This is a genomic window from Streptomyces sp., assembly GCF_019510245.1.
In the GTDB taxonomy this organism is placed as follows: Bacteria; Actinomycetota; Actinomycetes; order Streptomycetales; family Streptomycetaceae; genus Streptomyces.
The window spans coordinates 102,420-114,673 of record NZ_JAEKKT010000159.1 but is presented as its reverse complement, the minus strand read 5'-3'; the positions used below and the strand labels follow the sequence as shown (position 1 = coordinate 114,673).

Here is a 12,254-nt window from a genome sequence, read left to right as displayed (position 1 = left end):
GCAGCGGCCGGGTCGCGTTCTGGGGCGACAGCTCGCCCATCGACGACGGCACCGGCCAGTCCGGCAACACCCTGTACGACGGCTGGAACGACAGCGGCGCCACCAACGCCGCCCTCGCCCTCAACGCCACCGCCTGGCTCACCGGCGCGTCCAGCGGCAGCAGCGGTGGCGGCGGCGGAGGGGGCGGCGGTGGCACCTGCACCTCCGCCCAGCTCCTCGGCAACCCCGGCTTCGAGTCCGGCAACACCACCTGGACCGGCAGCAGCGGGGTCATCACCAACTCCAGCAGCGAGGCGGCCCGCACCGGCTCCTACAAGGCCTGGCTCGACGGCTACGGGTCCGCCCACACCGACACCCTGTCCCAGTCGGTGACCATCCCGTCCGGCTGCTCCGCGACGCTCAGCTTCTATCTGCACGTGGACACCGCGGAGACCACCACCAGCACCGCCTACGACAAGCTGACGGTCACCGCCGGATCCACCACCCTGGCCACGTACTCGAACCTCAACGCGTCCTCCGGATACGTCCTCAAGAGCTTCGACGTCTCCTCCCTGGCCGGAACCACGGCCACCATCAAGTTCACCGGTGTCGAGGGCTCGACCCTCCAGACGTCCTTCGTCATCGACGACACCGCGCTCAACGTGAGCTGAGCGGGACGGACGGTTCCGGCAGGCCCGCCGGAACCGTCCGCTCCACCGCGTTCCAGCCGGAGACCCGCACCTGGGGCGTGGCGCCGTGCAGGTCGGCGGTCCGGTAGGTGGCCGTCAGGGTCGCCGACTCGCCCGGCCACAGGCTGACCTCGTTGTCCGACCACCGGACCGGCAGCACGGGCCTGCCGTTCGCGTCGACCAGATGGACGTCCGTCAGCAGGGCCGGGGTCTTCCCGGTGCCCGTGTTGCGGACGGTGACCGTGGTGGTCGAGGTGCCGTCGGCCTCGGTCGTCGACGCCGTCGCCGTGACCGGGACCTGGGCCATCGAGGAGAGCCCGGACAGATCGCCGTAGCTCGTCGTCGGCGTGTGCCACCAGTCGGTCTTCGTCCAGTCGAGGGTGTCGGGCCGGGTGGAGAGCCAGTAGACGTTGCGGCTCACCTCCTTGCCGTCGGCGTCGGTGAGGACCAGCCGCGCCAGGTAGGTGGACGACAGCCCGGACACCGACGCCGGCAGCGTGAGGGCGGTGCCGTGCGCGCCGTCGCCCTGGACCGAGACACCGGTGACGGCCTTGTCGTACTTCTGCGTGCCGTCGGGGTTGAAGAGGGTGGCCCGCGCGGTGAGCCCGGCCGCCGGCGTGTGCCGGTTGTTCACCACGACCACCGAGCGGTCGTCGTAGGAGTACTGGACGTGCAGCGGCTCGTTGGCCTTCTTCGCGCCGAAGTAGGCGCCGCCCTGGTCGAGGTAACGGTCCATCAGCTGCCAGTGCAGGGACGTCCAGCCGCTGTTGAACATCCAGTAGATCACCCCGGTCGAGGGCTTCGAGGCGTCGGTCTGGTTGCGCTCGTACGCCTCGTACTGCGCGCGGACGTTCTCGTACTGGGCGAGCTGGGCCTTGCGGACGTAGTCGGTGAGGCTCTTCGGGGCGCCGTAGCGGCCCGTGAGGGCGGCGTCGTAGACCTTCAGGGTGCCGAAGGTCGCGGACGGCGAGCGGTGGTACTGCTTGGCGTCCGGGTTCTTCCAGAGGGTGTCGAGTTCGGCCGGGGTCATCATCCGGCGCAGGGTGTCGAGGGTCGGGATGTCCGGTCCGGCGCTGGTCTCCGAGTTGAAGCCGGTGGCGCCGCCCTCGCGCTTGGCGTACCAGTAGCCGGGCGGGACCCAGTCGTAGGGGCCGGTCATCTTCATGCCGGAACTGCCCAGCTGAGGCGCCGACTTGTCCGAGGCGGCGGGAACCACCGGGACGGACCAGTCGGCGGCGTCCAGGGCGTCCAGATAGTTCTTCTCGATCTTCGCGTCGGGTGCGGCGTCGCTGCCGATCAGGAAGGAGATCACGCTCGGGTGGTCACGCAGCCGGGCGGCCTCGGCGGCCATCGAGGCCTGGGCTACCGGGTAGTCGGCGGCGGTCCACTTCTCGCCGCTCTCGCCGGGGTTGGTCTGCCCCTCCCACTTGTCGCAGCACTCCCAGCCGGGCAGGGTGAGGACGCCGAGGTGGTCGGCGAGGTCGAAGAACTCGTCGGGCTCGATGTGGCCTTCCAGGCGGATGGCGTTGAGGCCCAGGTCCACGGCGTACTTGAGGCGGTCCTCGGCGTAGGCGCGGTCCCAGCGCAGGAACTCGTCCGGCGACCAGCCGCCGCCCTTGATCAGCAGCCGGCGGCCGTTGATCGAGTACTGGCGGGCGCCGTCGGCGTTCAGCGGTGCCCGGACGTCACGGATGCCGAAGCTCTCGTGCGCGGTGTCCGACGCCGTGCCGGCGACGGAGGCGGTGAGGTCGAGGTCGTAGAGCGGCTGGCCGCCCATGCCCGCCGGCCACCACACCTTCGGGGAGGCGAGGTGCAGACCGGGGGTGTCGGCCGGGGTGAAGGTGACGGTCGTGGCCTGGTGGGCGGCGAGCTGGACCGACCGGGTGAGGGTCACCCCGGCGACGGTGCCGGAGACCTCGGCGGTGACCGGCGCTTCCGAGTCGTTGCGGGCCTGCGCCTTCACGGTCAGGTCCGCCGTCGCGAGGGACGGCACCGCGAGCTTCGTCACCACGTGCGCGTCGCGCAGCGCGACCGGGCCGCCGCGCCGGACCAGGACGTCCCGGACGATGCCCATGTTCTGGTCGGGCGGCGGCTGGAGCCAGTCGAGCCAGCCCATGGTGAGGTTCTTGTTGGGGTTGTTGGGCTGGATGCGGAAGGCGACCGTGTTCGTGCCGGCCTTCACCAGCGAGGTGACGTCCAGTTCGTGCCGGGTGTAGGCACCGGCGACGTCGGCGGTGGTGGCGACCTGACGGCCGTTCACGTACACGTCGGCCGCCGAGATCACCCCGCTGAAGTCGAGGTAGGTGCGCTGCGCGGGGTCGGCCGCCGAGAAGTCGCTGCGGTACCACCAGGGCACCTGGAAGGGCGCCTTGGGGATCTGCTGCTGGTTGGTGGAGACGAACGGGTCGGGGTAGACGCCGTCGGCGAGCAGCGCGGCCAGGACCGTGGAGCGGGGCCCCGCCGGATACCAGCCCTGCGTCGGGTAACCGGGGGAGGAGACCGCCGACGCGGAGTCGCCCACGTCGGCCGTCGACCGGATCGCATAGCCCGACAGCGGGGTGGCGGACCCGGCGGCGGACGGCACACGGGTGATCCCGGTGGAAGCGTGGGCCGGGTCGCGGGCCCCGGCCCAGGCGCTGGTGTTGAGTGAGCAGAGCAGTCCCAGGGCCACGGCGGCCGTGGCGAGGCGGTGTCCGGGGGCACGGCGAGGGAACACGATGGTCTCCAGGCTCGTAAAGTTAGGAAACTTTACTAACCCGGCTCAAGCTAGGGCGCCGCAGAGGTCGTGTCAATCACCGTGGCGCCTGCGCGAGTTGGCGCCGCGGCCGTCAGGACGTGCCCGACCTGCGCTCGAACACCAGGTCACGGGCGGTGCCCAGGGCCGTGGCCACCGCGCCGAGCAGCACCGCGTCCTCGCCGAGGCCGCTGGGCGCCAGCTTCGGGCGCAGCGGGGTGAGGGTGCGCAAGTGCTCCCGCACGGGGCGCAGCAGCAGGTCGACGCTGTGGCCGACCCCGCCGCCGAGCACCACCAGGTCGGGGTCGAGCACGGCCGCGGCCGCGGCCACCGTGTGCGCGATCCGCTCGCCCTCGAGCCGTACCGCCTCGGCGGCGGCCCGGTCGCCCTGGCGGGCGGCGTCGAACACGGACTTCGCGGTGAGCTGCCCGGTCATCCCCAGCCGTCGCGCGGTCTCGACCACGGCCACCCCCGAGACCGCGTCCTCCAGGCGCTCCGGCCCCCGCTGCCGCCCCGGCCAGGGCAGGAAGCCGATCTCCCCGGCGAGTCCGTGCGCCCCGGTGAACAGCCGCCCCTCGCTGACCACGCCCATCCCGAGGCCGGTGCCGATCATGATGTACGCGAACAGCCGGCTGCCCGCCCCGACGCCGTACGTGTACTCGCCGAGGGCCGCCAGATTGGCGTCGTTGTGCACCTCCAGCGGCACACCCAGCTCCTCGCGCATCCGGTCGAACAGGCCCGCGCGCCCCCAGCCCGGCAGATGCATCGCGTACCGCACCCGGCGCTGCCGCTCGTCGTACACGCCCGGCGTGCCCACCACCCCGTGCACCACCTCGGCCGGATCCACTCCTGAGTTGGCGACGACCTGCCGGGCGGTTGCGACCAGCAGGTCGGCCATCGCGCCCGAGCCCCGGGCCCGGTTGCGCACGTCGGAACGGGCGACCAGGGTGCCGTCGAGATCGGTGACCGCCGCCCGCAGCCAGCTCCGGCCCACATCGATGCCGAGTGCGTAGCCCGCCGCCGGGTCGGGCGCGTACAGCACGGCCGTGCGGCCGCGCTCCGGCACGTGGGTGCCGACCTCGTGGACCAGCCCCGCCGTCTCCAGGGACGCGAGTGCGCTGGACACCGTCGGCTTCGACAGACCCGTCTCCCTGGCCAGTTGGGCGCGCGAGGCGGAGCCGAGCAGGCGCAGCCGGTCCAGCAGCAGCCGCTCGTTGGTGCTGCGCAGTCGCTGCCGGCTCCAGGGCTGCTCCTGCTCCTCTACGACGTCGCTGGCGGCCATCGCACCATTCTCACCGATTCCCGGCGCATACTTGACGCATCTAGTAAGGCTCCTTAACTTTATCGGCCATCCCGTCGAGTCGGCACCCGCCCGTCGTACGCGCCTCGCCCACCTCCCCGTGTCTCGCTCAGGAGCCCTCATGTCTGCAGGTCCCGGTAGTCCCGTCGTCTCGGGCAGTGCGCCACCGGCCGGCGGTTTCGTCCGCCGTGTCGGGCTGTTCCAGGCCACCGCCATCAACATGAGCCAGATGTGCGGCATCGGTCCGTTCGTGACCATCCCGCTCATGGTCGCCGCGTTCGGCGGCCCGCAGGCCGTCATCGGCTTCGTCGCGGGCGCGCTGCTCGCGCTCTGCGACGGCCTCGTCTGGGCCGAGCTCGGTGCCGCGATGCCCGGTTCCGGGGGCAGTTACGTCTATCTGCGGCAGGCCTTCCAGTACCGCACCGGACGCCTGATGCCGTTCCTGTTCGTGTGGACGGCGATGCTCTTCATCCCGCTGATCATGTCCACCGGCGTGGTCGGCTTCGTCCAGTACCTGGGCTACCTCGCCCCCGGCCTCGGCCAGACCTCCGGCGACCTGATCGGGCTCGGCGTCATCGCCCTGGTGGTGCTCCTGCTCTGGCGCGGCATCGAGCACATCGCCCGGATCACCGCCGTCATGTGGACGGTGATGATCGCCTCGGTGCTGCTGGTGATCGTCGCCGCGGCGACCGACTTCAGCCCGCACCTGGCCTTCACGTACCCGGCCCACGCCTTCGACCTGACCAGCGACCACTTCTGGCTCGGCTTCGCCGCGGGCCTGACCATCGGCATCTACGACTACCTCGGCTACAACACGACCGCGTACATGGGCGCCGAGATCAAGGAACCCGGCCGCGTCCTGCCGCGGTCCATCCTCCTCTCGATCCTCGGCATCATGGCCATCTACCTGCTGCTCCAGATCGGCACGCTCGGCGTCGTCGACTGGCACCGCATGACGAACCCGGACGACATCGCCTCGACCTCGGTCGCCTCGGCGGTCCTGGAGAAGACCTGGGGCAAGGGCGCCGCCGACACGGTGACCGTGCTCATCCTCATCACCGCCTTCGCCTCGGTCTTCACCGGCCTGCTCGGCGGCTCCCGGGTGCCCTACGACGCCGCCCGCGACCGCGTCTTCTTCCGCCCCTACGAGAAGCTGCACCCGAAGCACCGCTTCCCGATGCTCGGGCTCGCGACCATGGGCGTGATCACCGCGATCGGCTTCCTGATCGGCCGGCACACCGACCTGGCGACCCTGATCCAGCTGCTCACCACCGTGATGGTGATCGTCCAGGCGCTGGCCCAGATCGTGGCGCTCACGGTGCTGCGCCGCCGGCAGCCGGCCCTGAAGCGGCCGTACCGCATGTGGCTCTACCCGCTGCCGAGCATCGTTGCCTTCGCCGGCTGGTGCGTGATCTACGGCTACGCGGACCGCAACTCCCCGGGCCGCCACCCCATCGAGTGGTCCCTGGCCTGGCTCGCCCTCGGCTGCGTGGCGTTCCTGGTCTGGGCCCGGCTGGAGAAGGTGTGGCCGTTCGGGGCGAGGGAGATCAGCGAGGAGTACCTGACGCCGGAGGAACCGGCCGTGGTGTAGCGTCCCCGCCACACGTCAGCCTCACCCGGCGGTCAACTACCGCCGGGTGAGGCTTTTTTCATGAACCGCACGGCTCCCCGAACCGCACCGCACCGGTGCCGGCATTGACATGCAAGTAATTGCCTGCATAACGTTGAGTGTGCGATCAGAGGACGACAGCGGGATGGACCAGGTCTTCAAGGCGCTGGCCGACGACACCCGCAGGCGGCTGCTGGACCGGCTGCACGAGCAGAACGGCCAGACGCTGGGCGAGCTGTGTGAGCGCATCGCGATGACCCGGCAGTCGGTGACCCAGCACCTGGCCGTCCTGGAGGCCGCCAACCTGATCAGTGCCGTGCGGCGGGGACGGGAGAAGCTGCACTACCTCAACCCGGTGCCGCTCCACGAGATCCAGGAGCGGTGGATCGACAAGTTCGAGCGCCCGCGCCTGCGCGCGCTCGGCGACCTGAAGCGACGAGCCGAGGAAGCCATGAGCGACCAGCCCAGCTATGTCTACGTCACCTACATCGCCAGCACCCCCGAGAAGGTCTGGGACGCCCTCACGGACGCCGACCTGACCGCCGTCTACTGGGGGCACTCCAACGTCTCCGACTGGCAGCCCGGATCCCGCTGGGAGCACGTCCGCACCGACGACTCCGGCATCGCCGACGTGGTCGGCGGCGTCGTCGAGAGCGACCGCCCCACCCGGCTGGTCACCACCTGGGCCGCGCCCGCGGACGAGGGCGACCGGGCCCGGCACTCCCGCGTCACCTTCGACATCCGCCCGCACGCCGACATCGTGAAGCTCACCGTCACCCACGAGGACCTCAACGACGAGGGCGAACTCCGGGCGATCTCGTCCGGCTGGCCGGCCGTCCTCTCCAACCTGAAGTCCCTCCTCGAGACGGGCAGCCCCCTCCCGCAGGAGCCCTGGCTGGTCCCCGGCCGCTGAGCGGGCGCGCGGCGGGGCCGGTCCGCCGTCATCGGACCGGCCCCGCGTCCTCCCTTCCAGGGGATGCTCGGTGCCTAGGTCATGGGCGTCCGCCTGGCCGCCGAAGCGGCGCACACCAACCCGAGGCAGAGGGCCAGCGCGCCGATGACGACGTTGTTGATGATGACGCCCGTGTCCGGGCTGGTGCCGACCACCCAGGGGGCGATGATCATCCAGATGCCCAGCGCGCACATGGCCCAGCTGAGGCCGTACATGCGCTCCGGTGCCCTGGTGAAGCCCAGTGCCAGCAGGCCTATCGCTATGCCCATGATCAGGTTGTGGGCCACGAGCGCGGGCTGGCTCGCCGTGTAGTGGAGGATCCACGGGGACGCCGCGCAGTACAGACCGAGGAGGAACACCGGTCCGTCCACGAGTGCCACGTCACGGCCGCCGAGCATGCGGTCGTAGCGCTCCCGCATCTCGGAGACATCGGGGTGGCTGGATATGTCACTTCTGCCGTGCGAGACGTTGGCCATGACTCGTCTCCTTTGACTTGCAGGCCTGACCGCGTCTGGTGCGTGCGGTAAACGCCACTACCTACCATTCTGCTCTTATCTCTTCTTTATGTGTACCTCTCGGGCGTTCCGGGTGCGCTCAGCCGCGCTCCCGCAGCCAGGGGCGTGAACACCGCGTCGTGCGACGGACCGGCGGCCGGCGGCAGTCCGGGGCGTTTCCGGCATGTCCGCGTCGATCGGGGGCAGCCGCAGGGAAAGGCGAAAACCGACCCGGGAGGTGCAGGACCACTATGGGTGCGAGGGTGCTGGAGCGATTTCCCGCCGGGGCTCCCCGGGGTTCGTGGCCGGCTGAGGAGTACGCGGCGCGGTGCCGCGCCGAGGGCGAGCGGGCGACCGTGGTGATGGATCTCGGCTCGGACGCCTTCCTGGTCGTCGTACCCGGCTCGGACGACGACCGGCCCCCCTCCGCCGCGGGCGCGTCAGCCGGGAAGTGACTGCTCGGCCCAGATGGTCTTGCCCCGCGCGTTGTACCGCGTCCCCCAGTTCTGTGCGAGCTGGGTGATGAGGTAGAGACCGCGTCCGCCCTCGTCCGTGTCCCGGGCGCGCCGCACATGGGGCGAGGTGCTGCTGCCGTCCGAGACCTCGCAGATCAGGCTCCGGTCCCGGATCAGGCGCACGGTGATCGGCGCGCCGCCGTACCGCAGCGCGTTCGTCACCAGCTCGCTCACGATGAGCTCGGTGGTGAACGACTCCTCCGCCAGACCCCACCGCGCGAGCTGCCGGGCCGTCAGCTCCCGTGCCCGGCGGACCATTTGCTCCTGCGCCTCGATCTCCCAGGTGACATGGGCGTCCGGGGCCAGACCCCTCATCCGGGCCACCAGCACGGCCACGTCGTCCTGGTGGCCCGGTGGCAGCAGTTCGGTGACCAGCGTGTCGCACACCTCCTGCGGTGCGGCCGACGCGGGGGTGCGGGAGAGCGTGGCGCGCATCCGGCGCAGCCCGGTGACGAAGTCCTGCGCACGCGACTCCAGCAGTCCGTCCGTGTAGAGGACCAGCAGGTCCCCGTCGGCCAGGGCGATCTCCCGTTCCTCGAACACGACACCGCCGAGGCCGAGGGGCGGGCCGCCGGGCAGGTCCACGAAGTCGACGGCGCCGTCCGCGGTGACGACCGCGGGGGGCGGATGACCGGCACGCGCCAGCTGGCACAGCCGGGACACCGGGTCGTACACCGCGTACAGGCAGGTCGCCCCCGTCACCAGGGACACCTCGTCGCCGCGCTCGTCGAGGAACCGGTTCATCTGGTCGTCCAGGTGGGCGAGGAGCTCCGCGGGGGACAGGTCGAGGTCCGCGAGGGTGCGGACGGCACCGCGCAGCCGGCCCATGGTCACCGCCGACTGCAGACCGTGCCCGACCACGTCGCCCACCACGAGCGCCACCCGGGCCCCGGACAGCGGGATCACGTCGAACCAGTCCCCGCCCAGCCCGGTGTGCTCGCTGGCCGGCAGATAGCGGGACGCCGTCCGCACCGCCGACGGCGACGGCAGGTGCTGGGGGAGCAGACTGCGCCGCAGGGTCCGGGCCGTCGTCCGCTCCCGGTGGTAGCGGCTGGCGTTGTCGACGCACACCGCGGTACGGGTCACGATCTGCTCGGCGAGCAGCACGTCCTCGGGCTCGAACCGGCGTGGGCTGCGCGAGCGCATGAAGACGGCGGTTCCGAGGGCGACGCCCCGGGCGAGCATGGGGACCAGCAGCCAGGAGTGGACGTCCGGGCCCGCTCCCGGTGCCCGGCGGGGGTCGGTGGCGGCGGGGCGCAGCTGCTCGTCGGTGAGGAGGACGGACTCGCCCTTCGCGAGGGCGGCGAGGAACGGCGAGCCCGGCACCGTCGCCGCCGTGTCGAGGTCGCCCACCCGTACCGTGCGCGCCCCGCCGGGGGGCGTGTCCCCGGCGGTCACTCCGTCGGACGCGGCCCGGCGCAGCAGCGGGTGGCGCGGCCGTGCGTCGTCGGCCGGCTCCCTGCCGTCCGTGTCGTCCCGGTCGGAGAGGACGGAGTCCAGCAGGTCGACGTGGCAGGCGTCGGCGAACCACGGCACCGCGACCTCGGCCAGCTCCCGGGCCGTCTGCCACAGGTCCAGGGTGGTGCCGATCCGGGTGCCGGCCTCGTTGGCCAGGACCAGCCGCTCGCGCGAGCGGACCCGGTGGGTCACGTCGGAGACCACATGGGCCAGCGCGATCACCGTCCCGGCCGGGTCCCTGAGCGGCAGGATGGACTCCGACCACACGTAGTCCTGCGGCGAACCGGGTACGGGGTGGCCGACCACCTCGGTGTCGAGCAGCGCCTTGCCGGTCTCCAGCACCCGCCGTTGCCGCTCCTCCAGCGCGTCGATGTCCAGGAGGCCGGGCGGGGCCATCTCGCGCATGGTGTGCCCGGAGTACTCGGCATCCCGGAACACCCCGGCGCGCCGCTGCGCGAGGTTCTGGGCGATGAACCGCTGCCGGGTGTCGAAGAGGTCGATGTGGAAGGGGATGTCGGTGAACAGCCCCTGCAGCAGGGCACGGCCGAATTCGTACGTGCGGTACGCCTCCGCGCCGGCCGCCTGTACGAGCCACCGCTGCTCGCCGTCCGCGGCGGTGAGGGAGCGTACCCAGACCTGGACCTCGACCGGCTCCCCGCCGCGCCGCCGCAGCACGAGCGGCCCCTGGCGGACGCCGTCCTCCCACCGCCGCACCACGCGCCCCGCCTCGGCGGGGTCGTGCAGCAGGCCGGCCGCGGGCCGGCCGAGCACCTCCCGCGCCGGGTGACCGAGCAGCGCCTCGGCGCCGGGGCCCCAGGCCGCCACCCGGCCCTGCGCGTCCAGCAGTACCTCCGCCTCGCCCCCGGGCTCAGGGAGCTCGCCGCGGCCGTCGAAGGTGATGTCGCGCATCCTCACCTCGGGCACATCCGTGCCGGACTCGGGATGTCGGTGTTTGTGGTGTTTGCCTAATAAATGATACCTGCGGGTGCGATGTCGGCCCCCGTGCATGCGGTGCACGCCCCGGCCGTGCCGGACGCGGGGGCCGCCGACGGATCCTTGACCCCCGGTTCGGCCTCCGCGATGCTGTGTTGCGAAACACGAGATGCGTGCCGTATCGAGCAACATCTCGCCGCCTCTGTCAGTGGAGGAGTGGCCATGTCCCAGCAGGTCCGTGCCGTCGTCGCGCGGAGCAAGGGCGCCCCCGTCAGCCTCGAGACGATCGTGGTGCCCGACCCGGGGCCGGGCGAAGCCGTCGTACAGGTGCAGGCCTGCGGCGTCTGCCACACCGATCTGCACTACCGCGAGGGCGGCATCAGCGACGACTTCCCCTTCCTGCTGGGGCACGAGGCGGCGGGGATCGTCGAGGCGGTCGGCGACGATGTCACCGACGTGGCGCCCGGTGACTTCGTGATCCTCAACTGGCGTGCGGTGTGCGGCCAGTGCCGCGCCTGCCTGCGCGGGCGTCCGTGGTACTGCTTCGCCACGCACAACGCCGGGCAGCGGATGACCCTGACTGGGGGCACCTCCCGGACGAAGTCTGGGGGAGGGACGGAACTCTCGCCCGCCCTCGGCATAGGGGCGTTCGCCGAGAAGACGCTGGTGGCCGCCGGGCAGTGCACCAAGGTCGACCGGCGCGCCTCGGCGGCGGCCGCCGGGCTGCTGGGATGCGGCGTGATGGCGGGCATCGGCGCCGCCCTCAACACCGGAAACGTCGGCCGCGGCGACAGCGTCGCCGTGATCGGCTGCGGAGGCGTCGGCGCCGCGGCCGTCCTCGGTTCGAACCTGGCCGGCGCGGCGCGCGTCATCGCCGTGGACATCGACGACCGCAAGCTGGAGAACGCCCGCAGGCTCGGCGCCACCCACACGGTCAACTCCAAGGAGACCGACGCCGTCGACGCGGTGCGTGAACTGACCGGCGGCTTCGGCGCCGACGTCGTCATCGAGGCGGTCGGCCGCCCGGAGACCTACCAGCAGGCCTTCTACGCCCGCGACCTCGCCGGCACCGTCGTCCTGGTCGGCGTCCCCACTCCGGAGATGAAGCTGGAACTGCCGCTCCTCGACGTCTTCGGTCGCGGTGGCGCACTCAAGTCGTCCTGGTACGGCGACTGCCTGCCCTCCCGGGACTTCCCCATGCTCATCGACCTGTACATGCAGGGCCGCCTCGACCTCGACGCCTTCGTCACCGAGACCATCGCCCTGGACGAGGTCGAGAAGGCGTTCGAGCGCATGCACCACGGTGACGTGCTGCGTTCCGTCGTGCTCCTCTGACGAACGGCCGCGGTCTCCGACCGCCCACAGGCGAAGCGGCCCTGCCCCGGTGACGGCACCGGGGCAGGGCCGTGCCCGCACCCCACCGGGGCCTGTTCGCCCTGCTCACGCCTGCTTTCGAGGGCGCTTCGGCGTGCCCGCGGGACCGCCGTCGGAGGCCGGGTAAACCGGCGCGTGAACTCCTTGACAACGCTTCGCGGCGGCCTCCAGACTGGCGTTGCGCTCATCGCAATCCGTTTCGCTATACGCACCGAGG

8 protein-coding genes and 1 pseudogene are annotated in these 12,254 nt (G+C 71.6%); 5 read left to right on the top strand and 4 right to left on the bottom strand.

Annotation, left to right across the window (positions count from 1 at the left end; genetic code table 11):
* Positions 1-650, top strand: a pseudogene (locus JF597_RS30415) (hydrolase); the annotation flags it as partial.
* On the opposite strand, the gene JF597_RS30410 reads toward JF597_RS30415, so the two are convergent.
* Entirely contained in the window at positions 637-3,384 is a 2,748-nt protein-coding gene (locus JF597_RS30410) for an exo-beta-D-glucosaminidase (protein ID WP_294002676.1), read from the bottom strand. The pseudogene JF597_RS30415 and the gene JF597_RS30410 overlap by 14 nt on opposite strands.
* A gap of 112 nt (positions 3,385-3,496) precedes the next feature.
* A complete protein-coding gene (locus JF597_RS30405) occupies positions 3,497-4,684 on the bottom strand; it encodes an ROK family transcriptional regulator (RefSeq protein ID WP_294002674.1) in 1,188 nt (395 codons plus the stop codon).
* A gap of 139 nt (positions 4,685-4,823) precedes the next feature.
* Between JF597_RS30405 and JF597_RS30400 the strand changes: the two genes are divergently transcribed.
* A complete protein-coding gene (locus JF597_RS30400; RefSeq protein WP_294002671.1) occupies positions 4,824-6,293 on the top strand; it encodes an APC family permease in 1,470 nt (489 codons plus the stop codon).
* Positions 6,294-6,456: 163 nt separating this feature from the next.
* Positions 6,457-7,224, top strand: coding sequence for a metalloregulator ArsR/SmtB family transcription factor (locus JF597_RS30395; protein WP_294002694.1), 768 nt, complete (start codon positions 6,457-6,459; stop codon positions 7,222-7,224).
* A 74-nt stretch (positions 7,225-7,298) separates the two neighbouring features.
* Here the strand turns inward: JF597_RS30395 and JF597_RS30390 are convergent, their stop codons facing one another.
* Positions 7,299-7,739 (bottom strand): SPW repeat protein, encoded by a 441-nt coding sequence (locus JF597_RS30390; RefSeq protein ID WP_294002668.1) that lies wholly within the window; start codon positions 7,737-7,739, stop codon positions 7,299-7,301.
* A 269-nt stretch (positions 7,740-8,008) separates the two neighbouring features.
* Here JF597_RS30390 and JF597_RS30385 point away from each other — a divergent pair, with 269 nt between their 5' ends.
* On the top strand, positions 8,009-8,212 hold the full coding sequence (locus tag JF597_RS30385) for a hypothetical protein (protein ID WP_294002665.1): 204 nt from the start codon (positions 8,009-8,011) through the stop codon (positions 8,210-8,212).
* On the opposite strand, the gene JF597_RS30380 is transcribed toward JF597_RS30385, so the two are convergent.
* Complete coding sequence (locus JF597_RS30380; RefSeq protein ID WP_294002661.1) at positions 8,198-10,639, bottom strand: SpoIIE family protein phosphatase; 2,442 nt, start codon at positions 10,637-10,639, stop codon at positions 8,198-8,200. The two genes, JF597_RS30385 and JF597_RS30380, sit on opposite strands and share 15 nt — an antisense overlap.
* A 246-nt stretch (positions 10,640-10,885) precedes the next feature.
* On the opposite strand from JF597_RS30380, the gene JF597_RS30375 reads away from it, so the two are divergent.
* Positions 10,886-11,998 carry an S-(hydroxymethyl)mycothiol dehydrogenase gene (locus JF597_RS30375; RefSeq protein ID WP_294002658.1) on the top strand — a complete coding sequence of 371 codons (1,113 nt, stop codon included), beginning with the start codon at positions 10,886-10,888 and terminating at the stop codon, positions 11,996-11,998.
* Positions 11,999-12,254 lie beyond the last annotated feature (256 nt).

What these genes read in the sequence shown, in the direction of transcription:
- JF597_RS30400 (WP_294002671.1), top strand. Translation starts at nt 4,824, where the DNA reads ATGTCTGCAGGTCCCGGTAGTCCCGTCGTCTCGGGCAGTGCGCCACCG.
- JF597_RS30390 (WP_294002668.1), bottom strand. Translation starts at nt 7,739, where the DNA reads ATGGCCAACGTCTCGCACGGCAGAAGTGACATATCCAGCCACCCCGAT.
- JF597_RS30395 (WP_294002694.1), top strand. Translation starts at nt 6,457, where the DNA reads ATGGACCAGGTCTTCAAGGCGCTGGCCGACGACACCCGCAGGCGGCTG.
- JF597_RS30380 (WP_294002661.1), bottom strand. Translation starts at nt 10,639, where the DNA reads ATGCGCGACATCACCTTCGACGGCCGCGGCGAGCTCCCTGAGCCCGGG.
- JF597_RS30375 (WP_294002658.1), top strand. Translation starts at nt 10,886, where the DNA reads ATGTCCCAGCAGGTCCGTGCCGTCGTCGCGCGGAGCAAGGGCGCCCCC.
- JF597_RS30385 (WP_294002665.1), top strand. Translation starts at nt 8,009, where the DNA reads ATGGGTGCGAGGGTGCTGGAGCGATTTCCCGCCGGGGCTCCCCGGGGT.
- JF597_RS30405 (WP_294002674.1), bottom strand. Translation starts at nt 4,684, where the DNA reads ATGGCCGCCAGCGACGTCGTAGAGGAGCAGGAGCAGCCCTGGAGCCGG.